The sequence below is a fragment of the Rhizobium phaseoli genome, assembly GCF_003985125.1.
GTDB lineage: Bacteria > Pseudomonadota > Alphaproteobacteria > Rhizobiales > Rhizobiaceae > Rhizobium > Rhizobium phaseoli.
In genome coordinates this window covers 34,792-55,469 of sequence record NZ_ML133574.1, presented here as the reverse complement: position 1 = coordinate 55,469, position 20,678 = coordinate 34,792, and the positions used below count along the sequence as shown (strand labels likewise).

Below are 20,678 nucleotides of genomic sequence, written 5' to 3'. Positions count from 1 at the left end.
TTTCGGCATCATGCTCTAAACGGCTCGCGCTTCAATCGCGCTCCGCGATTGCCGTGGCGTGCGGGTATTCGCCGTAAAAGCCGCGCCAGTTGGCGACGGCGAAGCCGAAGACCACCAGAGCGCCGGCCTGATGCAGCAGGCCCCAGTGAAGCGGCACCTGCATCAAGAGCGTGGCGATGCCGATCGCCGCCTGCAGCGTCACCAGCGAGAAAAGCACGACGGCGCGGCGGGCATGCGTGGTCCAAGGTGCTGCGCGAAGGGCAATCACCATGTTGATCAGTGTCAGCGCGAAGAGCGTATAGGCGCCGATGCGATGGATGAACTGCACCGTCTTCGGGTTCTCGAAGGCGTTGATCCAGAACGGCTGCTGGATCAGCAAATCGGAGGGAATGACGGCGCCGTCCATCAGCGGCCAGGTGTTATAGGAGAATCCGGCGTCGAGCCCGGCCACCAGCGCGCCGAGATAGATCTGGAACAGCGCGAAGACGGCGATGACGGCGGCAAACCCGCGCGAACTGCGCGCCGGCGCCGGATCGTTGGAATGTGGCGAGAGCCCGCGCATGATCCACATGCAGCCGGCAAAGATCAGGCAGGCCATGACGAGATGTGTCGCAAGCCGGTACTGGCTGACGTCGGTGCGGACGGAAAGACCCGAGGACACCATCCACCAGCCGATAAAACCCTGCAGGCCGCCGAGCGCCAGAATGCCGACGAGCGGCCAGCGCAGGCGCCTTTCGATCCGCCCGGTCAGCCAGAAAAAGATGAGCGGCAGCGCGAAGATCACGCCGATGCCGCGGGCGATCAGCCGGTGGGCCCATTCCCACCAGAAAATGCCTTTGAACTCGTCGACGGTCATCGAGCTGTTCAATTGCCGAAATTCGGGGATGCGCTGGTAGAGGCGGAATTCCTCGTCCCATTCCGCTGCCGACAGCGGCGGAATGACACCATGGATCGGCTTCCATTCGGTGATCGACAGGCCGGAATTGGTCAGCCGCGTGGCGCCCCCGACGAGCACGAGACAGAAGAGCGCCAGAAGCACGAAGCCGAGCCACAGCCGCAAGGCGCGGCGATCGCGGTTCTGCTTGCGCACTTCGGTGAGGATCGCCTGTTCCGAGGTGAGGTTTGCGACGGCCATGATGTCTCCTTCTATCCGGCAGTTGATTTGCCCCACCGGCTCATGCAAAACAAGCCCCGAACCTTTGCGGCATGCCGTCGCGCCGTCCGCGCCACCCATAGAAGAGATAAGCGATGCCCGTCCGCCTCCGCAAATTCATCGGCACGATCCTCATCATCGTACTCGTGCTCGTCTATGCGCTAGTGGCGAACACGATCGCGGTGGCGACACTCGGCAACGCGCCCTGGTGGGGTCACCTGCTCTACTTCCTGCTCACCGGCCTGCTTTGGATCTTGCCGGCGATGGTGATCATCAAATGGATGGCCGGACCGCGGGGGCAGTAAGCCATTAACGGCCGGATAACCGTGATCGGCGGAAAACCTCGCTGATGGCTGACGATTAAACCAAATATACGTCCTGCATTCCTAACTTCCCGCTCAGCATTTTGACTGGAGAGTTCCCGTGCAGACGCAAAAGCTCGATGACTACGAACAGCCGTCAGACGACGCAGCGCTGGCCGACACGGCAATTTCACGCCTACGCCAGGTGAGCATGAAACTTGCCATGGCGAAAATCGACATCGCAGTTTTCGATGCGATGCAGCCGTTGGAAGATGATTGGCGGGCTCTGGAGGTCGACAATCTCCAGTCGCTCCATCAGAGCTACGATTGGTGTAGCGCCTGGGTAAACGCCTTTCAACGGCCGCTGGCGATCCTCAAAGGCACCTATGCCGGCGAGACGGCCTTCATTCTGCCGGTCGAGATCGTCAAGTCGCGTGGCCTTGCCGTCGCGAAATTCATCGCTGCCGATCACAGCAATATCAATACCGGTCTTTTCTCCGGGAATTTCGCCGAAAGTGGCGGGAGCATCGACGCCGAAAAATTCGCTCGTCAGCTTCAGCATGCATTGAAGGGGCGGGCCGATCTGCTGTTGCTGCAGAACATTCCGTTGGAATGGCGCGGACGGCCGACCCCGCTCACCGGGCTGCCGATGGTGCAAAACCAGAACCACGCCTATCAACTGCCGCTCCTTGCCGTTTTCGAGGAGACGCTGAAACAGATCAATGCCAAGAGCCGGCGCAAGAAATTCCGCGTTCAATCGCGGCGTTTCGAGGCCGCCGGCGGTGTCGAATACGTCGTCCCCGAAACATCGGAAGAACAGCATCGCCTGCTCGATATCTTCTTCCGTCTGAAGAGCATCCGCTTCGCCAGCCTTGGCCTGCCCGACGTCTTTGCCGACCGGGAAACACAGGCCTTTTTGCACGGCCTCATCGACAGGCGGGATGATGCCGGGCAGTCCTTCGGCCTGCAGATGCATGCCCTGCGGCTGAAGGGCGGAAATGAGGACCGGATCGCTGCGATCTCGGGCATCTCGCGCAAGGCCGATCATGTCATCTGCCAATTCGGGGCGATCGACGAAGACCTGGTGCCGGATACGAGCCCCGGCGAATTCCTCTACTGGCAGATCATCTCGGGTTTGCACGGCAAAGGCATCGCCCTGTTCGATTTCGGCCTCGGCGATCAGACCTACAAACGATCCTGGGCGCCGGTCGAGACCGCGCATTACGACGTGGTGCTGCCGGTTTCGCCGATCGGCGTCGCCGCCGGCGCGGCGCACCGGATCGTCACGCGCGGTAAGGCGCATATCAAGGCGCGCCCGAAGCTCTATAAATTCGCCCAGGGGATCCGCGCAAGGATCGGCTGAGCGGTCTTTGTCCGGCGCATAGGGTTGCTACAATAGCAGCATGCCGCCATGCGTCAGGCCGCCTCGCCGAACCTCTGCTCTGCCGCTTCGCCGTCCGACATCAGCACGACGCGCTCGAAGCCCGCGGCCTGGAATTCCGTCATCAGTGTTACGAAAACGGTCTCCTCGAGCTGCGGCAGGGAGAGGATGATCTCGACATCCCGGCTGCGCGTCAGGCGCGAGACGCCGGCGACATCGGCGGCGCCGCATTCGACGACAACGAGGTCGTAGGCAGCCGCCAGCGCATCGAGGAGCAGCGACAGCCGATCGACACCGCGCATGGCGCGGCGGACGTCGCTCCGGCCCTGTGGGATCAGATGGGCATCGGAAAACCGGTCGCTGTGGATGGTATCGCCGAAGGCCGCCTCGCCGCACAGCAGGTCGGTGACGCCGGCAGCGGCCTGGTCGTCGGCCATCAGTTCCGTGGGATGGCCGGAACCGGTCATGTCGATCAGGATAACGCGGCGGCCGGCATCGGCGAGAATGCGGGTCAGCAAAACCGTCGCTGCCGATCCATCGTCACCGGTCGGAGATATCGCGATTGCCAGCGGCGCCCGGCTGCCGGTGAGATAATCGGCAACCGAGGTGACGGAGAATTCATTGTCGTCCTGCGGCAGCTCCGCGGCAGTCTCCTCCTCCTGGTCGATCGCATCATCCTCTTCGTCGGCGACCACCGCGAGCATGCTCGGCTGGGCAGGCCTTCGGGCGGCGGCGACAGGGGCTGCCTGCGGCGCAATCTTCTCTTCGGCGACCGTTTCCGTCTCGATTGTCTCAGGACGCGCATCGATCGGGCGAAGCGCCCTGCCGCTGAAAAGTTCGGCGAGCATTGTGACGATGGCGCTGAGGATCAATGTGGCGACGGCTGCGACGACGACGATCGGCACGACCTTGGGGAAATAGGGATCGACCGGCTCGATGGCCTTGGAAACGATACGGGCGTCGGCCGGGCTCGAATTGCTGTCGGCGCGGGAGGCGGCCTCGCGGTAGCGCACCAGATAGGTTTCGAGCAGCTGACGCTGGGCGGTCGCCTCGCGCTCGAGCGCATTGAGACCGACTTCGTCCTCGCCGGCGCGGGCGCTGTTGGCCTGCACCGTATCCTTCTGCCGCTCGAGCTCGCTTGCCCGGAGGTCGGCGACCTTGGCCTCGTTTTCGATGCTCGCCAGGATCTTCTGCGTCTCCTGGCGGATCTGGGTGCGAATATCGGCAAGCTGGGCACGCAGGCTTTTCAGCCTGGGATGGCTGTTGAGAAGGCTGGTCTGCAGATCCGATATTTGCGACTGCAGACCCGATTCCGTTGCCTTCAACCGCTGGATCGCCTGCGAGGACATGATGTCAGGCAGCGTGTCGGAAGCTTCGCCTGACGACAGCGCATTGCGCACCGCCTGCGCCCTCGCCTCCGCATTGGCCTTGTCGCCGCGCACGCGGGTGAGCTCGGCGGAGATGTCGTTCAGCTGCTGGGCGGGAAAAGTGGTCGTGCCGTTCGTCTGTAAGAGCCCGTGGCTGGTGCGGTATTCGGCGACCTTCTTCTCGGCCTCGCTGACCTTGCGGCGCAGGCTTTCGATCTCCGGTTCCAGCCAGCGCGTCGCCTCGGAGTTGGAATCGAGCTTGGCGCCGCTCTGGGTGGAAAGATAGACATTCGCCATGGCGTTCGGAATGGCGGCGGCGAGCTTCGGGTCCTTCGAGGTGAAATTGATGCCGATGACGCGCGAGCCCGGCACCTGATAAACCTGCAGCCGCTCGACGAAAGCGTCGATCACCCGCTCTTCCGGAGGGTTCTCCATCGGGTTCTTCTTCAGATGCAGCTTCACCAGGATGCTGCTCAGCGCCGAGCCGTTAGCGGCATCGTCGAATTCCGGCAGATTGTAGAGCTTCAGGTCGTTGATCACCTTTTTCAAGAGATCGGCAGATTGCAACAGCTGCACCTGGCTGGCGATATTCAGCTCGTCCATCAGCGGACCGGCGCCAGCGTCGTTTACCTGCTGGGTGCTGGCGAAGGCCGGTGCGCGAGGTTCGATGAGGATGCGTGTTTCGCTGCGGTATTGCGGCGACATGATCTTGGCGCCGGCAAAGGCGACGCCCGCCCCCACGAGCGTGATCGTCAAAATCCTGAGCCGGCGCGCCCAGACGGCGCGAACCAGCTGGCCGAGGTCGATGTCCACATCCTGATCACGCGCTACGCCGGACATACTCTTACTCCACAACAAAGGTGCCATAAGCGTAAACGACCGTGGTAACTCAACGGTTAATGGTAACCTTACGAAGAAATAAGTGGGATCGGCAAAGAACGCCGGAAATTGTCGGCGGTCTTTTACCGGGCATTAACCCTAACGGATCGATAACGATCTCACCAAGTTCATTTTCTGTGAGCACCAGCGGATGTCTGTCGCCCCGCCCAAAATCCTTTTGGCCCTGAGCCTTGCAGCCATGACGGCAGCATTGGGCGGCTGCACGACGTACAAGCCGGCGCCGAAGGCCTTCAACGAGGCAACCATCCAGCCCTATACGCTCGATAGCGGCGATCGGCTGCGCATCACCGTCTTCGATCAGCAGAGCCTGACCAATACCTATACGGTGGATCAGGCCGGTTATATCGCCTTCCCCCTTATCGGCCAGGTCCCTGCCCGCGGCCGAACGCTGCAGCAACTCTCCGGACAGATCGCCCAGAAGCTGCAGCAGGGCTATCTTCGCGATCCCGACGTCACCATCGACGTCGATCGCTACCGCTCGATCTTCATCATGGGCGAAGTCGGCCAGCCCGGTCAGTATGCCTATGTTCCCGGCATGACCGTGCAGAATGCCATCGCCGTTGCCGGCGGCTTCAGCAGCCGCGCCAACCAGAGCATGGTCGACGTCACCCGCAAGATCAACGGACAGGTGCTGACCGGCCGCATCAACATCTCGGGGCCGATCATCGCCGGCGACACGATCTACGTCCGCGAACGGCTCTTCTGAGCAATGGGAAAACAAAAGCCGCTCCGCATCCTTCACTGCTTCAGGTCGCCGGTCGGCGGGATCTTCCGCCATGTCCGCGACCTGGTCGAGGAGCACGCCAAGGCCGGCCATGACATTGGCATCCTCTGCGACAGCTCGACCGGCGGCGAGCACGAGGACAGCCTGTTCGACGATATTCGTCCCTATCTCTCGCTCGGCCTGACGCGCGTGCCGATTCGGCGCTCGATCAGCCCGTCCGACATTGCGACGATGTGGGATACATACAAGAAAATCAAAAGTTTGCGGCCGGATGTGCTGCACGGGCACGGCGCCAAGGGCGGCGTGCTCGCGCGACTTGCCGGCTCAGCCCTGCGGGTGAACAGGTATCGCGTAGCCCGCCTCTATACCGCGCATGGCGGAAGCCTGCATTATTCGCGCTCCTCGCTCAGCGGACAGTTCGTCCTCAGGATGGAGCGCCTGCAGGAATATTTCACCGACGCGCTGGTCTTTATCTGCGAATATGAGCGCGACACCTATATGCACAAGGTGGGCAGGCCACGGACGAAGACGAGACTGATCTATAACGGCATCAGCGAGCGTGATTTCGAACCGATCCCCACCCGCTCGGACGCCGTCCATTTCATCTATGTCGGAATGCTCCGGGACCTCAAGGGTCCCGATCTGTTTGTCGATGCCTTTGCCAAGACCGAGCGGCTGCTCGGCCGGCCGCTGTCGGCGCTGATGATCGGTGATGGGCCTGACCGGGACCGTTACCGCGAGATGATGGTCGAACGCGGCCTTGGCAAGCGCATCGGCATGCTGCCGGCAATGCGCGTCCACGAAGCGTTTTCGATGGCGCAGAACCTTGTCGTTCCATCGCGCGCCGAAGCCATGCCCTATATTGTCCTCGAGGGCCTCGGCGCCGGTAAGACAATCATCGCCAGCCGCGTCGGCGGCATTCCCGAGGTGCTCGGCGCTGACAGCGCGGCACTGGTGGAGCCCGGCAATGCCGACGATCTCGCCCGCGTGATGGCGGAAACGCTGAGCATGCCCGGCTGGCACGCCAGGACGATGCCGAAGCCGGAGGCGGTCAAGGCGGTCTTTTCCTCCGCCGTGATGGCGCGTGATGTGCTGAAGTTGTATCATGAGCTGGTCGATCCCGCCGCAGGCCAGGCAATGTCGACAGCCTCGTAAATATTTCTTAGGGGCTTTCTGGTATTTCGCTTGCTGACAACGAGCGACAAAACCCCATGAACAAGCTGGAAAAAAGCGATCCTTTCGACGTGGAAGCGCTGCGCAAGCAGGTCTCCGACATCGAGGCGCGACGCAATGCAGGTCGGGAGCAGGCATCCGAACCGATCGAAATCAACCCCTATGCCCGGCAGATCGCCGAGCAGTTCCGCGACGGAACCCGTTCGCCTGCCATCATCATCGGGCAGTTACGGCTGCTGGAATTCCTGGCCCTCTTTTCGATCGCCCTGATCGTTCACTTCTTCGCACCCGGCGACGGCAGCGAACCCCTGCTGGTGCGGGCAGGCATGGCGGCAATCGCCTCCGCCCTGACCGTGGTCTGCCTGCAGCTTGCCGACACCTACACCATTCCGGCCCTTCGGGCGAGGCTGCGGCTGATGCCGCGCATCCTCGTCGCATGGGCGATCGCCCTCCTCTTCACCACCGGCCTGTTCGCGCTCGTGCGCGGCACCACATGGATGATGGCCGAAGCCTATCTCCCCTGGTTTGCCGCCGGTGCGTTTTTCCTTGCCGGCGAGCGTTTCCTCGTTGCCTACGGCATTCGCAACTGGGCGCGCAATGGAATCATGGAGCGGCGCGCCGTCATCGTCGGCGGCGGCGAGCCCGCCAAGGAGCTGATCCGCATCCTCGAACAGCAGGCCGACAACGACATTCGCATCTGCGGCATCTTCGACGACCGCGGCGAAAAACGCTCGCCGATCATGGTCGCCGGTTATCCGAAGCTCGGCACCGTGGCCGAGCTCGTCGAATTCGTGCGGCTGACGCGCATCGACATGCTGATCATCGCCCTGCCGCTGTCGGCCGAGGCGCGCATCTTCGACCTCCTGAAAAAGCTCTGGATTCTGCCGGTCGATATCCGTCTCGCGGCGCATGCCTATCGGCTGCGCTTCCGGCCGCGCGCCTATTCGCATGTCGGCTCGGTGCCGATGCTCGACATTTTCAAGAAGCCGATCCGCGACTGGGATTCCGTCGCCAAGCGCGGCTTCGACATCTTTTTCACCCTGGTCGCGCTGGCCCTGCTGTGGCCGCTGATGCTGATCACGGCTGTCGCCATCAAGGCGACCTCCGAAGGCCCTGTCTTCTTCATGCAGAAGCGCCATGGCTTCAACAACGAAATCATCAACGTCTTCAAGTTCCGCTCGATGTACACCAACATGGCCGACCCCACAGGCAAGGCCGCGGTGACCAAGGGCGATCCGCGCGTCACCCGCGTCGGCCGCATCATCCGCAAGACTTCGATCGACGAGTTGCCGCAGCTTTTCAACGTGCTGAGAGGCGAACTTTCGCTGGTCGGCCCGCGCCCGCACGCCGTTCTCGCCCAGGCTCGCGACCGCGCCTTCGGCGATGTCGTCGAGGGTTATTTCGCCCGCCACCGCGTCAAGCCCGGGGTCACCGGCTGGGCGCAGATCAACGGCTGGCGCGGCGAGGTCGACAATGACGAGAAGATCAAGTTCCGCACGGCCTATGACCTTTATTACATCGAAAACTGGTCGCTCTGGTTCGATCTGAAGATCCTGTTCCTGACGCCGATCCGGCTGCTCAACACGGAAAACGCCTATTGAGCGCGGTCGAGGCGACATATCCGCGTGTCGCCCAGCCGCAGCGGATGACGCTGCGTCTGATCGGCTCCGCCTTCGTCGCCTTCGGTGTCTTTCTCTCCGGTTTCGTGATCGACGAGCCGGCACCCTACGAACTCTGGATGGCCGGGCTGATTGGCCTCTGGTTTATCCTGGGATTAAGGATTTCACGCGGCGTGGCGCCCCTGCTTGCCCTGCTGCTCACCTTCAATATCGGCGGCATGCTGTCGCTGACGCAGATGAAGGATCTGGCGACGGCGCCGATGTATATCGCCGTGTCGACCTTCCTGGCGCTGACCGCGGTCTTCTACGCGGCGATCATCGAGGACAGCCACAAACGGCTGCCGCTGATCTTCAACGCCTGGACCTTCGCGGCCGTCGCCACATCGGCACTCGGCGTGCTCGGCTATTTCCATGCCTTTCCCGGTGCGGAAATCTTCACGCTCTATGACCGAGCCAAGGGCGCCTTTCAGGATCCGAACGTCTTCGGCCCCTTTCTGGTGCCGCCGTCGCTCCATCTCATTCACGGCATCCTGGCCGGGGACCTGAAGAAATCGCCGCTGAAGGCCGCCGCCCTGCTCGTGCTGGCGCTCGGCATCTTCCTCTCCTTTTCCCGCGCCGCCTGGGGCCTGTTCGCGCTCGGCGTCCTGCTGCTGATCTTCATCATGTTGCTGAAGGAACGCAGCGGCGCCTTTCGCCTGAGAGTCCTGGTGCTGTCGCTGGCGGCAATCATCATGCTGGTCGCGTCGCTGCTGGTGGCGCTGCAGATTCCAAAGGTCGCCGAACTGTTTTCGACACGTGCCCAGCTGGTGCAGCAATATGACGGCGAGCATCTTGGCCGCTTCGAGCGCCACCGGATCGGCTTCACCATGATGATGGAGCGCCCGCTCGGCATCGGCCCGCTGGTGTTCGGTACGATGTTTCCCGAAGACGAGCACAATATCTGGCTGAAGTCGCTCACCACCTATGGCTGGCTCGGCTTTGTCAGCTATGTCGGCATGCTCGTCTGGACGCTGGCGATCGGCTTCCGAAACCTGCTGCTCGACCGGCCATGGCAACCCTTCCTGATGGTCGCCTGGATCTCCGTCCTCGGCCATGCGACGATCGGCAATGTCATCGACATCGACCACTGGCGCCACGTCTATCTGCTGCTCGGCACGGTCTGGGGCTGCGCGGCGCTGGAAGCGCGCCACCGGCGCAGCCTGAGGTCGAGAGGAGCGACGCAACCTATTTCGTCGCACCTGCCGTCAGACCGGCAATAAACCGCCGCTGGAAGATGAGATAGGTCAGGATCAGCGGGAAAATGACGATCACAGCGCCGGCGGTCAGAACCGGCGTGTTGACGGTGTAACGCCCTTGGAAAAACAGCATGCCGAGGGGCAGCGTCCGATAGGCGTCGTCATTGACCAGGATGAACGGAATGAGAAACTCGTTCCAGGTCCAGATGAACAAGAACAGCGCCAGCGTCGACATTGCCGGTATCATCAGCGGGATAACGATCTTGCGCAGGATATAGAAGCGTCCGGCGCCATCGAGGACCGCCGCTTCGAGCACCTCCTCCGGCAATTGCTGCATCGCGCTGGCAAGGAAGATCGTAGAGAAGGGTATCGACATGGCGATCTGCGGGATGATGAGAGCCGCATAGGTGTTGATCAGCCCGAGATAGCGCATTTCATAATAAAGCGGGATGATGAAAGCCTCCGCCGGCACCATCATGCCGAGCGTCAGGATCGCGAACAGCGTGCGTCGCAGCGGAAATGACAGGTAGGCGAAGGCAAAACCGGTCAGCAGGCCCAGGAAGACGCTTGCGGCAACGACGGGTATGACGACGACGATCGAATTCCAGAAGTAGATGTTGAAATGCCCGGCATTCCAGGCATCGAAGTAATTTTCGAAATGCGGATAGGCCGGAAGGGCGAATGCGCCTTTCAGGACGTCAGCCTTGCTCTTTATCGAGGTCAGCAACAGAAGCAGGAACGGGGTGATCGTTACGAAAGCCAGGAGCCAGAGGACAATGCGAAGGAACAGCGCGGCGGGAATGTTGAACGAACGGCTCATCAAGCCAACCCTTTGCTTCTGGAGCCCACCAGCCGGTGAATTGCGAAATTGATTGCGAATGTCAGCAGGGCGCCGACAATGGCGATCGCGGCTGCGGCGCCGAAGCGATTGAGCTCGAAGCCGAGCTGATACATGTAGATATTCGGCACCAGCGTCGCGTTGGCGGGTCCACCGCGGGTCATCGTGAAAATCAGGTCGAAGCTTTTGATCGACGCAATGACCGTCAGAAGCAAAACCACCCTGATCTCAGGCATCAGAAGCGGCAGCGTTATCCAGAAAAAGGTCTTTCGCGGCGACGCGCCGTCGACCTTGGCGGCGTCGAAAAGGGATGGATCGATGCGCTGGATTCCGGTGAGGAAGATCACCATGCAAAAACCGAAGAAATACCAAGTGGCAACGATCCCGACCGCGGGGAGCACAAAATTGAAATCTCCGAGCCAGGGCAATGCGAAGCTGCCCAATCCCACCGCTCTCAGAAACTGATTGAATGGGCCGAATGCCGGATTGTAGAGCCATGCCCAGATGATGCCCAGCACGGCAGTCGGCATAATGTAAGGCAGGAACAGGAAGGTTCTGAGGGCGAGTTGCTCGCGCTGCTTCAGATTCCACACGCAGGCGGCAAGCGTGATGCCGAGCACGAGCGGCAGGACGCAGTAGAAGATCATGAGCTCGGCATTGTTGCGCAAGGCAATGTAAAAACGGCTGTCGGAAAAGAGAGCGGCGTAGTTGCCGAGCCCAACCCATCTCGGCATGGTCAGTCCGTCCCAACTGGTCAGGCTCAAACCCAAAGCCGCGACAATCGGCCCAAAGACAAACGCTCCATAGAGCAGCAATCCAGGCAATAAATAGATGAAATTGGTCTGTTGCGTTCCATCCAGTGCGGAGCGTTTCATCCAGTACTCCCTGCCAAATCTCTGGTCATCGCGCAGCAAGCGGTAAGCTCGCAACGCTCCTTCAGCGTGAGGAACAGGACGCCGGTCGAACCACCCGGGGGGCGCGACCGGCGTCCGCACTCCCTTATTTCTTATCCTTCAAATAGGCCTGATAGTCCTTGTCCATGGCATCGACAAAGGCTTCGGGCGTGATCTTGCCGGACAAGAGAAGCGGCGTGTTGTCGTCGATTGTCTTCAGCATCGTCGGGCTCGACCAATCGGGGTAATGGCCGAGCGCATCGTTGGCGTTAAGCGTCTTCCACATCTCGATGCCAGCGGTCAGGAGCGGCGTGAGCTTCGGCTTTGCATCCGCCGGGAGCGATGTTGCCGGAAGATAGCCTGCCGCGGCCCAGCTTTCAGCGGCCTTTTCAGACACCATATAGTCGATGTACTCGCCGGCCAGGTCCTGCTTCGCCTTGTCTTTGGCAAGGCTCGTTATCGCCCAGGCAAGATCGACGCCGCCGACGCTCATGGGCTTGGAAACACCCTTCGGAGCGGGAATGGCCATGAAGCCGATATCCGGATTGTTTTGCATGTCGCCGAAATACCAGGTCCCGGAGATCAGGAATGCGCCCTGCCCTGATATGAACAGCTGGACGGCGTCGTCACCCGAGATGCCCTCGAAGCCGGGATAAAAATAGCCGCCTTGCGCCCATTTCTGCACGAGTTTGGCCGATTCGATGTTCCCCTTGGTGTTCCAGGAGCCGCCTTTGCCGTAGATAAGGTCGTCAAGCTCGGCGCGGTTGGCCGCGTCGATATGCGCTTGATCGATAGCGCCGATCATGTGCAGGGCGAGATGCTGCTTGGCCGAGCCCATCATGAAGGGCGCAACGCCTTTTTCCTTGAGCTTGTCGAGATCGGCCAAAAGCTCTTCGAAGGTCTTCGGCAGCGCCACGCCCGCGTCGTCGAGGATCTTCTTATTGTAGTAAAGGCCGACGATCTCACCGAGACCCGATATGCCGTAGGTCTTACCGACCCCGAATTTCGTCCCCTCCCAGCGATCTCTGGCAAGCACGGAATCCGACTGCCGCTTATCCCAGCCATATTTCTTGATGTATTCGTCAACCGGCAGGAGCAAACCTTCCTTGACCATCGCGCCCATGTCGCCGGCGCCCTGGTTGACCTTGGTGATGACCGGGCCGTCCCCTGCCGAAACCGCAAGCTTCAGCGTCAGCTTCATATCATCGAAGGTTCGGGCGGTGCGTTTGATCGTGACACCGGGATGTGCGGCTTCGAACTCCTTGTTCAGCTGTTCGATGACCGCGCTCTGGCCCTCAAAGGTTTGGTCGTCCCACACCGCCAGATCGTCGGCGCGGGCGGCGGATAGGCCAAAACTCACAAGCGCCGCGCCGGCGAGCGCGACAGCTGCTTTCAATCGGTATGCCGGCAGTATGCTGATCGATTTCACGGTTCTTTCCATCTGCTCCACCTCACTTGGTTTATTCTCCACTCCCCGCTCAGGCCTTGCCCGAGGCACCGGCCGAGCGTTTTCTTCCCCCAGAGCTTTGCCTGGTCGGCGAATCTGAGGTAATCGTCAGTGCATCAGCTCCTCTCGTGACCTCAAATGACAAAGCGCCACGCAGGAGGTGGCATAGTGATGGACACCAGTTGCTTCATCCGTCCCGCGATTGAAGCGGATACTGAGGCCTTCTTTGAAATCTGCCTGAGGACCGCGAATGGCGGTCACGATGCCAGCGCCCTTTACAGCGACCCGCATCTGCCGGGCTACATCTGGTCGGTACCCTATCTCAAGTTCGCCAAAGACTTTGCCTTTGTTCTCGTTCAGGGCGACCGGCCGGTCGGCTATGTCATCGGCGTCCCCGACACCAGCCTGTTCGACCGGAATCTCGCGGCAAACTGGTGGCCGTCCGTGCGCCGAGAGATCGCCGGACTGGCGCCCGCCCGTCCGCGCGATGCCGACGTGCTGGAGCGAATCCAAAATCCGCGCAGCGGAACGCCCTGGCTTCAGGACCAGTACCCGGCGCATCTTCACATCAACATTCTTCCCGGACTTCAGGCAAGCGGCTGGGGACGACGGCTGATCGACACAGAGCTTCAGGCGCTTCGCAATCATGGGGTCACGGCCGTGCATCTCGGGGTCGATCCAAACAACGAACGCGCCAGAGGCTTCTACCGTCATCTCGGCTTTTCCGAATTCGAGCAGGATGGCTCCGTCGCCTTTGCAATGCGGATCGACGAGCGATCCCGCTAGAGCCGACGAAGCCAATCTGTTCATCACATTGGCTCCGAATTTGCGGCGTCAAGCCCATATTTCAAAACGACCGCCGCCGGCATGGCGCTCCAGCCCTGAAGCAGGGAGCCGCGCCCATAGGGCGGCGAGAAATATTCGACCGCGCCGATCCAGCCATTGTCGAGGCAGGTTTCCCACCAGCGTGTCAGCGCATAGCGCGCGCCCCCAAGTCCGTGGCGCAGGCGTTCCTCGGCATAGGCGCCATCCCAATAGGGCCAGTCCGAGCCATTATGATAGCGGTAGGGAAAAGCGGTCTTGGATCGCAGATCGCCAGGCCGCTTGAAGGGCGGATAGGCGCACATGACACCCCAGCTGCCATAGGGCTGTTCCTGATTGTTGCGCGTTTCCAGTCTGGCCTCAAACGCTCTCAGCAGACCAACGGCCTTCGGCCGCGAAATGGCACCGAACCGCGACAAAGTCAGGCTGTCGAGAGCCAGATGATCCTCGACGAATACACCAGGTGTTCCATAGTCGAGATATCCTCCCGTGGCCGGGACGAAGAGTTTGGCCTCGATTTCCTGGCGGGCCAGATTTGCGGCCTTGCCGGCGCGTTCGGCAAGAGCCGGATCATGCCCTTTGCCAAGCCTCGCCACCGCATCCATGGCGCCGACGAAAAGGCCGAGATCGTAGGAGACAAAGCCCTCGCGATAAACGTTGTCGGCCCAGTCCCGATCGTTACGCGGCTTTACCGGCAGGACGCTGTCGGGGCCGGCCAGGTTGAGATAGCGGTCGACGATCGCCCGAACGATCGGCCAGTGCAGCTGCACCTCGTCCAGGTCCTTCGTTGCACCGACATAGTCGTCGATGAACAGAATGAAGAAAAGCGGGCTGTCAAAGTGGTCGCTCCACCAGTCCTGGGGACGGTTGTGATATTCCGGGACTGCCCTTTTGTGGGTTTTGGGATTGGCCTTGCTGTCCGCGACAAATCGCTGCCACGCCTCCGATTGCGCCGGCCCTGTCAAAATCACGCCGCTCGGGGCTTCTCCATCCGGCTGTACACCCTTGGCGAGCAGCCGGATCTCGTCGCGCACCGCCTCCGGCGCCAGCGTCAGAAGCGGCTGCATCGTCCAATAGCCGTCACGGTAATAGGTCCGCGCCGGCGCGCTATAGGCCTGTCCGGCGGCAAGACCGGCGAAGGCGCCGTTTTCGTCGCACCTGATGCTGGAAAGGGCGGCATGGATGCCCTGGCTGACCATGCTGCGCATCAACGGGTCGCCATCGGGTGCCAGATCGCAGCGCGCGAGATAGTCGGCCGCTTGCGCCATGATGGCTTCGTTGGTGAGATCCATCGCTTTTTCGGCTTCCTCTCTTGAGGCGCCGACGGCAATGCGCAGATCGGAACCGACGGCCTCCACGATGAGCACACCCCAGCCCATTTCGAAGGTCTGGCGATGATGGTTCCTGGAGCCGCTCGCCCGTGCGCTTTGCCCATCCGGCTCGTGCCACCAGGCACAACGACGCGCCGGATATATGCCAAGAAGCCGCACGCCGCTGATCAACATCACCGGCAGCGACTGTGCGACAAAGACGCCGCCATGTTTGGAGACAATCCGGTTCGGACCGTAGGTATAGGGCCCCTTGATTGCAGAGAATCTCACCCGTCCCAGATTGCCAGCGCCCCACAGGGCAAGATCAGCATATCCCTCCGGGTGAATATCGGCCTGAAGGCGCGGCGCCATGACGGGCAGTAGAACTGGTCTTTCGCAGGACAGCTGTCCATCTGCCAAGGGTTTCAACATGGAATAATCCCCAACAGCTTGGTTGAGGCGCCAGCGGAAAACAAAATGGAAGGATTGCGGAACCGGCGAGCACCAGTTCCTCTTCGGGCGATATTGGCGGACATGCAGCTGCCCAGACAATATGTATGATGCATACTTGTCTTCGACCCTGTTTATTTTCATCACGCATTTGAATGCGCGTTGATCCCAGCCTACAGGCGACCTCCCATTTGTCAAGGACATAGACAAATCGCCAACTTCCATATACTAAATTTCGATCAGCTGAGGAGGCTGAGCTTCAGACGTGAGAGTTGAGAGCCAACACCTCCGCTAATTAGGTATACGCTCCGAACTAATTGGAACGAGCAGCCGAATGGCAATGACGCCCCCCGTCGCACAGACTCCAATCGCACGAAAAATTTCGACCAACGCCGTCATCCGGACCGTGTTGGCGAACGGTTCGATTTCCCGCGCCGACATCGCCAAACTGACCGGCTTGTCGAAACAGACGATCTCCGAGGTCGTGCGCGATCTTGAAGATGAAGGATGGCTGAGAGCCGTCGGCCGAACCGATGGCCGACCCGGCCGGAATGCGGTCATCTACGAAATCAATGCCAGAGCAGGACTGGCTGTCTCAATCGATCTCGGCGGCACCAAGATCGCGGCGGCCATCTGCGATCTGCTGGGAAACGTGGTTGCCGAAACCAAGGTGGCCACCGACCGGCGCGGTGGAATGCATCTCGTCAATCAATTCAGTAATCTCATCGTCGAGCTCGCCTCGGCGGCAGGGACGACCGCCGACAAGCTTCGTCTTGTCGTTCTCGGCACTCCCGGTGTACTCGATCCAGCCACCGGACATATCAATGTCGCGCCCAACATTCCCGGCGTCGACGCCATGGACCTGCGGCAGGTCTTCAGCAGCAGGATGGGTCTGCCCGTCATCGTCGAAAATGACGTCAATCTTGCCGCGCAAGGGGAGCGCTGGCGGGGACACGGCGTCGAGATCGACAATTTTGCATTCGTCGCGCTTGGAACAGGCGTCGGCATGGGCATCATTGCCAATGGGGCATTGCTGCGCGGGGCGCGGGGCGCTGCCGGCGAGATCGCTTATCTGCCGATCGGCGGCGATGCCTTTGATCCGGGCGGGTTTACGCTTGGCACCCTTGAAAGCGCCGTCGGCAGCGTTGCGATGGTTCGCCGCTACATCGGCTTCGGCGGGCGCAATGCAGCCACCGTGGCCGATCTCTTCGCCGCGTTCAACGCAGGCGAAGCGAGCGCTGTCGCCGCAATTGAAGAGACCGCAAGGCTGGTGGCGGTCGCCATTGCAGCAATCGGCGCGACCCTCGATCCCGAACTGGTGATTACCGGCGGCAGCATCGGCGCCAGGCCGGAGCTCGTCAATGCCATCCGGCGCTTCCTGCCGCGCTGCACACCCTATCCGCCGCGCATCGAGATCAGCCGGTTCGGCAACCGCGCCGCCCTCATGGGTGGCATGGGGATCGCGGTCGAGCGCATGCATGACGACCTGTTCGGCGTAAAATTGCGAGAGGCTTGAGGACTGCCGTGGTAATAGGCAGTAGGCAGTAGGCAACGGATAGATTCCGCCGGGACGATGCCGCGCAAGGCCCGCCAAACAAAGCGATAGCAGAAGCATGGCCGGAAGATCGGAGCGTCCGAGAAGTGAAACCGCAATCAACCGCCGCCACTTGCGAAGCGCTGCAAATGCGCTAGATTTTGCATCATGATAACGGCAACGCAGATACGCGGCGCGCGCGCCATGATCGGAATGAGCATCGAAGAGCTCGCGGCCGCAAGCGGCCTGCCGGTCGAGACGGTGGCGGCGCTCGAAAAGGGCGAATTTGCGGGCGAGCCGCATGCGCTGTTCGACGTGCGCAGCACACTCGAGGCGCAGGGCATCATCTTCCTTTCGAGCGGCAACCAGGACGAAGGCGGCCCGGGCATCCGGCTGCGGGCACGCACGTCAAGCGATGACGGCATCCGGCCGGAAAATCTCAACGCCGCCAATGACGATTGACGGCACAGGACCGTCGCCCTGTCCTCTATCCAGGGCAGAACCCGAGTTTCAGAGATATGTCTTGGCAAGGTCGGCGAGTTTGCCGCCGTCTCTCACGCCCTGCCTGTAAAGCTGAATGATGACCGCACCGATCCGCTCGGCCTCCGGCGCCGTTCTGACAAGGCCGCGTTCGACACAGACCTTGTCCAGCACTTGCGACAGCAGATCGAGATCTTCCGAAAAGAGCGGTAAATCATGCGGATGAATTGATGACCGTAACATCACGCCGCACTTCCCTCCGAGGGCAAACGCCTCCACGCTTGCATCGCCGGACGCCCTCCGCAACCGGCAATAAATCGATTATGCGCGAGGGTCGGAACTTTAGCAACTGCGCAAATTCCTGTGGAACAAAATATTGTCCGGAGCGTTACGGCCACGTTTTGCAGGAGGAATGCGCGAGTACAAACCTTGAGCGAAAGACGCTTCCCCTCCTCTGCCCCGAGTCCATTCTCCAGACCAGCAGCAGCTCAACGTTTCCATGGCCTGGGACACCGTCGAATATCTGAAGCTTGGCGCGGCCGGCGCGGACGCGACTATTGTATTGCTCCAGCACCCTGGAAGCACTCGACGGGCTGCAGCCCAAGCGCCGCATAGGCTGCCTTCGTCACGGCAGCAAAAACAGGGATGCTGGTGTGAGATCTGCCAGAACGAAGCGAGCGTTACCGTTTGCGCTTAGCTGCGGCGGTTACCGGCGGCTATGAATTGCGGGTGCATGGAACCTTCCGTGATCACCTTGGCGGTCATCTCGATCACCCGCTCCTCGGCCAGTTCGGCGAGCGCGAGGGCAACGTCGCCCTCCGGCCAGCCGGCCCTGACCGCCTCGTCTGACAGAGCCTGGAACGCGCTGGCTAGAGCCTGTCTGCAAGTGAGATTCTGATTCATATCAGGCATGCGTTCGCACCAGGCTATCGGTAACACGGGTATTTTCAATCTACACCTATTTGCGGGAACGCGAAGCGTTTTGAGATACTTTCAAACCGAATACAAAATTCTTATCACAAAACCGCGTATAACCTTAACAAAATCCAAAAGTCATCAATCAATTTGCAAATGATTTCTCAAAATGAACCGAAACAACTATTTGGTAATCGCGATTTAAACAGGCATTTTCCCGGATTGATTACTTTAAATAGTTAAATTGTCGAGCTGATAAATTCGAATTTTATTCGTCGCGATGAACAGCATTGGGATTTGATCGTTTCCATCACCTTCGCTGTCGGCTGTCAATCGGCATCGGGAACTCTCTGGTCCGTGCGCCGCCATCCATCGCATCGTGATGAAGAGGCGGTTAAGAATGGCGACAGGCCGCCGGGAATAGAAGGGTCGCTCGGATACCGAGGCGAACGCCTCAGGCGTTATTCACCTTAATACCACATCGGCACCACACTCCCGTCAAACTCCGCCGTACCATTGTCTTGGCGGGCCCACTTTTCCAGGAGGTGAAATGTCTATCGAGCTAGACGCGACTACCTATATTCACGCCAAGCCGGCGACTGCTCATTCTTATATCTTGCCGACTGTCGTCGATGTTCTTGAAAACAGTTTCCAGGAGGCGAACGAAACAGCGGTCTTCGACCTCGGTTGCGGCACCGGCGGCGCTGCCTCCGTACTGGCGGCCAAAGGCTATGATGTCGTCGGCGTCGATCCGTCGGAAGACGGCATCGCGAAAGCGAGAGCGGTCCATCCCAATCTTCCGCTGGAAATCGGCTCCGGATACGAAGATCTTTCCAGCCGCTACGGCACCTTCGACGCGGTGATCAGCCTGGAGGTGGTAGAACATGTATACGACCCCAAGGCTTTCACGGCGACCATGTACGACCTGGTAAAACCGGGCGGCATCGCCGTCGTCTCTACGCCTTTTCACGGTTACTGGAAAAATCTGGCGCTCGCCGTGAGCGGAAAGATGGATGACCACTTCATGCCGCTGAAGGACCACGGTCATATTAAATTCTGGTCGCCGGAAACGCTCAGCACGCTGTTGCATGAAACAGGTTTCGAAGACGTCGACTTCGAATATGTCGGAAGGATTCCACTCCTGGCGAAATCGATGATCGCAATCGCGCAGAAACCGCACTGACGGCCCACGTTCTTTTGCGCGGCACACCCGCCGTGCCCACCACGAAAGCTGATATTTTGACTGGGATTTCAAGGGGATAAATGGTCGGGGCGACTGGACTCGAACCAGCGACCCCTTGACCCCCAGTCAAGTGCGCTACCGGGCTGCGCTACGCCCCGACCTGCCGAAACGGCTTGCTTCGTTTAGATTTTCAGCGCGTGCAATGCAAGCGGAAAAAACCGGCCTCCCACAAAAAGGAAGCAGTTCGGCTGGCAACAATCAGATCGCGGCGATCTTCAGCCGCCCTTCGGCGGTCTGGCGGGGCTGCCATGCCTGATAGTTGGCAATCGAGAAATGCGGCGTTTCGAACGGCGTGGCGTGAGTTTCGGTGATGACAGTGACATCGGCGCCAGCCGCCTCGCCGGCAAGGATGCCGGCAACTGCGTCTTCGAAAACCAGACATCTCGTCGGATCGACGCCGAGACGGTTTGCGCCGAGCAGATAGCCTTCCGGGCTGGGCTTGCCCGATTTGACCTCTCCACCGCTGACGATGACCTTCGGCATCGGGATGCCGGCGGCGGCCATGCGGCGCCCGGCGAGCTCGATCGGCGCCGAGGTGACGATCGCCCATCGGTCTTCGGGAATGGCGTTCAGGAAGCGGACGGCGTCCGGGATCTCGACGATGCCGGACACATCCTCCATCTCCTCGGCGAGCAGCAGATCCGCCTCGTGGGCCGGATCGACGCCCGGCAGGCCGAGCCCGCGGATCACGTCGGAGGCACGGATACCGTGGATCGTCTTCAGGAAGACCTCCGGCTCCAGACCATGGCGCCTTGCCCATTCGCTCCAGACCCGTTCGACGACGGCTATGGAATTCAGCAGCGTTCCGTCCATATCGAAGAGGAATGCATCATAAGACCTGTCGAGGACGTCGTGGAGAGCGGACACGGGTGGTTCCTTGCGAGGGCGAGGG

General features: G+C 60.7%; 19 protein-coding genes and 1 tRNA gene. 10 read left to right on the top strand and 10 right to left on the bottom strand.

Features of this window, described 5'->3' with window-relative positions:
• Positions 1-31: 31 nt before the first annotated feature.
• The gene (locus EFD56_RS17965) at positions 32-1,135 is read right to left on the bottom strand and encodes a COX15/CtaA family protein (protein WP_126905920.1); all 1,104 of its coding nucleotides are present in this window, start codon (positions 1,133-1,135) and stop codon (positions 32-34) included.
• A gap of 113 nt (positions 1,136-1,248) precedes the next feature.
• On the opposite strand from EFD56_RS17965, the gene EFD56_RS17960 reads away from it, so the two are divergent.
• Together EFD56_RS17960 and EFD56_RS17955 are read left to right on the top strand one after the other, a co-directional pair.
• A complete protein-coding gene (locus EFD56_RS17960) occupies positions 1,249-1,458 on the top strand; it encodes a DUF2842 domain-containing protein (protein ID WP_126905919.1) in 210 nt (69 codons plus the stop codon).
• A gap of 118 nt (positions 1,459-1,576) precedes the next feature.
• Positions 1,577-2,818, top strand: a complete 1,242-nt coding sequence (locus tag EFD56_RS17955) for a GNAT family N-acetyltransferase (RefSeq protein ID WP_126905918.1) — start codon at positions 1,577-1,579, stop codon at positions 2,816-2,818.
• A gap of 53 nt (positions 2,819-2,871) precedes the next feature.
• Here EFD56_RS17955 and EFD56_RS17950 read toward each other — a convergent pair whose 3' ends face one another.
• A complete protein-coding gene (locus EFD56_RS17950; RefSeq protein WP_126905917.1) occupies positions 2,872-5,043 on the bottom strand; it encodes a GumC family protein in 2,172 nt (723 codons plus the stop codon).
• Between the two features lie 190 nt (positions 5,044-5,233).
• Here EFD56_RS17950 and EFD56_RS17945 point away from each other — a divergent pair, with 190 nt between their 5' ends.
• From EFD56_RS17945 to EFD56_RS17930, 4 genes are read left to right on the top strand one after another with little or no spacing between them, the layout of a single operon-like run.
• Positions 5,234-5,809, top strand: a complete 576-nt coding sequence (locus tag EFD56_RS17945) for a polysaccharide biosynthesis/export family protein (RefSeq protein ID WP_012483394.1) — start codon at positions 5,234-5,236, stop codon at positions 5,807-5,809.
• 3 nt (positions 5,810-5,812) lie between these two features.
• On the top strand, positions 5,813-6,982 hold the full coding sequence (locus EFD56_RS17940; RefSeq protein ID WP_126905916.1) for a glycosyltransferase family 4 protein: 1,170 nt from the start codon (positions 5,813-5,815) through the stop codon (positions 6,980-6,982).
• A gap of 56 nt (positions 6,983-7,038) precedes the next feature.
• Positions 7,039-8,601, top strand: coding sequence for an undecaprenyl-phosphate glucose phosphotransferase (locus tag EFD56_RS17935; protein WP_126905915.1), 1,563 nt, complete (start codon positions 7,039-7,041; stop codon positions 8,599-8,601).
• The gene (locus EFD56_RS17930) at positions 8,598-9,878 is read left to right on the top strand and encodes an O-antigen ligase family protein (RefSeq protein ID WP_016734073.1); all 1,281 of its coding nucleotides are present in this window, start codon (positions 8,598-8,600) and stop codon (positions 9,876-9,878) included. The genes EFD56_RS17935 and EFD56_RS17930 overlap by 4 nt, the downstream gene beginning before the upstream one ends.
• Here EFD56_RS17930 and EFD56_RS17925 read toward each other — a convergent pair.
• The 3 genes from EFD56_RS17925 to EFD56_RS17915 all read right to left on the bottom strand — a co-directional run bounded on the left by EFD56_RS17925 (position 9,844) and on the right by EFD56_RS17915 (position 13,026).
• Positions 9,844-10,674: a carbohydrate ABC transporter permease gene (locus EFD56_RS17925; RefSeq protein ID WP_016734074.1), complete on the bottom strand. Its 831-nt coding sequence runs from the start codon at positions 10,672-10,674 to the stop codon at positions 9,844-9,846. The two genes, EFD56_RS17930 and EFD56_RS17925, sit on opposite strands and share 35 nt — an antisense overlap.
• Positions 10,674-11,567, bottom strand: coding sequence for a carbohydrate ABC transporter permease (locus EFD56_RS17920; protein ID WP_012483389.1), 894 nt, complete (start codon positions 11,565-11,567; stop codon positions 10,674-10,676). The genes EFD56_RS17925 and EFD56_RS17920 overlap by 1 nt, the downstream gene beginning before the upstream one ends.
• Positions 11,568-11,691: 124 nt before the next feature.
• Complete coding sequence (locus EFD56_RS17915; protein ID WP_016734075.1) at positions 11,692-13,026, bottom strand: extracellular solute-binding protein; 1,335 nt, start codon at positions 13,024-13,026, stop codon at positions 11,692-11,694.
• 177 nt (positions 13,027-13,203) lie between these two features.
• Between EFD56_RS17915 and EFD56_RS17910 the strand changes: the two genes are divergently transcribed.
• Complete coding sequence (locus tag EFD56_RS17910) at positions 13,204-13,818, top strand: GNAT family N-acetyltransferase (protein WP_126905914.1); 615 nt, start codon at positions 13,204-13,206, stop codon at positions 13,816-13,818.
• A gap of 23 nt (positions 13,819-13,841) precedes the next feature.
• Here EFD56_RS17910 and EFD56_RS17905 read toward each other — a convergent pair whose 3' ends face one another.
• Positions 13,842-15,596 (bottom strand): glucosidase family protein, encoded by a 1,755-nt coding sequence (locus tag EFD56_RS17905; protein WP_126905913.1) that lies wholly within the window; start codon positions 15,594-15,596, stop codon positions 13,842-13,844.
• A 352-nt stretch (positions 15,597-15,948) separates the two neighbouring features.
• On the opposite strand from EFD56_RS17905, the gene EFD56_RS17900 reads away from it, so the two are divergent.
• Entirely contained in the window at positions 15,949-17,130 is a 1,182-nt protein-coding gene (locus EFD56_RS17900) for an ROK family transcriptional regulator (RefSeq protein WP_126905912.1), read from the top strand.
• Positions 17,131-17,316: 186 nt separating this feature from the next.
• Positions 17,317-17,610 carry a helix-turn-helix domain-containing protein gene (locus EFD56_RS17895; RefSeq protein ID WP_004679940.1) on the top strand — a complete coding sequence of 98 codons (294 nt, stop codon included), beginning with the start codon at positions 17,317-17,319 and terminating at the stop codon, positions 17,608-17,610.
• Between the two features lie 48 nt (positions 17,611-17,658).
• On the opposite strand, the gene EFD56_RS17890 is transcribed toward EFD56_RS17895, so the two are convergent.
• Together EFD56_RS17890 and EFD56_RS17885 are read right to left on the bottom strand one after the other, a co-directional pair.
• Complete coding sequence (locus tag EFD56_RS17890) at positions 17,659-17,871, bottom strand: hypothetical protein (RefSeq protein WP_009996470.1); 213 nt, start codon at positions 17,869-17,871, stop codon at positions 17,659-17,661.
• Positions 17,872-18,321: 450 nt separating this feature from the next.
• Positions 18,322-18,540, bottom strand: a complete 219-nt coding sequence (locus EFD56_RS17885) for a hypothetical protein (protein WP_012483384.1) — start codon at positions 18,538-18,540, stop codon at positions 18,322-18,324.
• Positions 18,541-19,093: 553 nt separating this feature from the next.
• On the opposite strand from EFD56_RS17885, the gene EFD56_RS17880 reads away from it, so the two are divergent.
• Positions 19,094-19,726 carry a class I SAM-dependent methyltransferase gene (locus tag EFD56_RS17880; RefSeq protein ID WP_004679934.1) on the top strand — a complete coding sequence of 211 codons (633 nt, stop codon included), beginning with the start codon at positions 19,094-19,096 and terminating at the stop codon, positions 19,724-19,726.
• An 81-nt stretch (positions 19,727-19,807) separates the two neighbouring features.
• Here EFD56_RS17880 and EFD56_RS17875 read toward each other — a convergent pair.
• A tRNA-Pro gene (locus EFD56_RS17875) sits at positions 19,808-19,884 on the bottom strand.
• A gap of 100 nt (positions 19,885-19,984) precedes the next feature.
• On the bottom strand, positions 19,985-20,653 hold the full coding sequence (locus EFD56_RS17870; protein WP_037118475.1) for an HAD family hydrolase: 669 nt from the start codon (positions 20,651-20,653) through the stop codon (positions 19,985-19,987).
• Between the last annotated feature and the right edge of the window lie 25 nt (positions 20,654-20,678).

Bases quoted from the DNA above. Each gene is read 5' to 3' on its own strand.
- EFD56_RS17965 (WP_126905920.1), bottom strand. From the start codon at position 1,135: ATGGCCGTCGCAAACCTCACCTCGGAACAGGCGATCCTCACCGAAGTG.
- EFD56_RS17960 (WP_126905919.1), top strand. From the start codon at position 1,249: ATGCCCGTCCGCCTCCGCAAATTCATCGGCACGATCCTCATCATCGTA.
- EFD56_RS17950 (WP_126905917.1), bottom strand. From the start codon at position 5,043: ATGTCCGGCGTAGCGCGTGATCAGGATGTGGACATCGACCTCGGCCAG.
- EFD56_RS17945 (WP_012483394.1), top strand. From the start codon at position 5,234: ATGTCTGTCGCCCCGCCCAAAATCCTTTTGGCCCTGAGCCTTGCAGCC.
- EFD56_RS17940 (WP_126905916.1), top strand. From the start codon at position 5,813: ATGGGAAAACAAAAGCCGCTCCGCATCCTTCACTGCTTCAGGTCGCCG.
- EFD56_RS17935 (WP_126905915.1), top strand. From the start codon at position 7,039: ATGAACAAGCTGGAAAAAAGCGATCCTTTCGACGTGGAAGCGCTGCGC.
- EFD56_RS17925 (WP_016734074.1), bottom strand. From the start codon at position 10,674: ATGAGCCGTTCGTTCAACATTCCCGCCGCGCTGTTCCTTCGCATTGTC.
- EFD56_RS17920 (WP_012483389.1), bottom strand. From the start codon at position 11,567: ATGAAACGCTCCGCACTGGATGGAACGCAACAGACCAATTTCATCTAT.
- EFD56_RS17915 (WP_016734075.1), bottom strand. From the start codon at position 13,026: ATGGAAAGAACCGTGAAATCGATCAGCATACTGCCGGCATACCGATTG.
- EFD56_RS17910 (WP_126905914.1), top strand. From the start codon at position 13,204: ATGGACACCAGTTGCTTCATCCGTCCCGCGATTGAAGCGGATACTGAG.
- EFD56_RS17905 (WP_126905913.1), bottom strand. From the start codon at position 15,596: ATGTTGAAACCCTTGGCAGATGGACAGCTGTCCTGCGAAAGACCAGTT.
- EFD56_RS17900 (WP_126905912.1), top strand. From the start codon at position 15,949: ATGGCAATGACGCCCCCCGTCGCACAGACTCCAATCGCACGAAAAATT.
- EFD56_RS17895 (WP_004679940.1), top strand. From the start codon at position 17,317: ATGATAACGGCAACGCAGATACGCGGCGCGCGCGCCATGATCGGAATG.
- EFD56_RS17890 (WP_009996470.1), bottom strand. From the start codon at position 17,871: ATGTTACGGTCATCAATTCATCCGCATGATTTACCGCTCTTTTCGGAA.
- EFD56_RS17885 (WP_012483384.1), bottom strand. From the start codon at position 18,540: ATGCCTGATATGAATCAGAATCTCACTTGCAGACAGGCTCTAGCCAGC.
- EFD56_RS17880 (WP_004679934.1), top strand. From the start codon at position 19,094: ATGTCTATCGAGCTAGACGCGACTACCTATATTCACGCCAAGCCGGCG.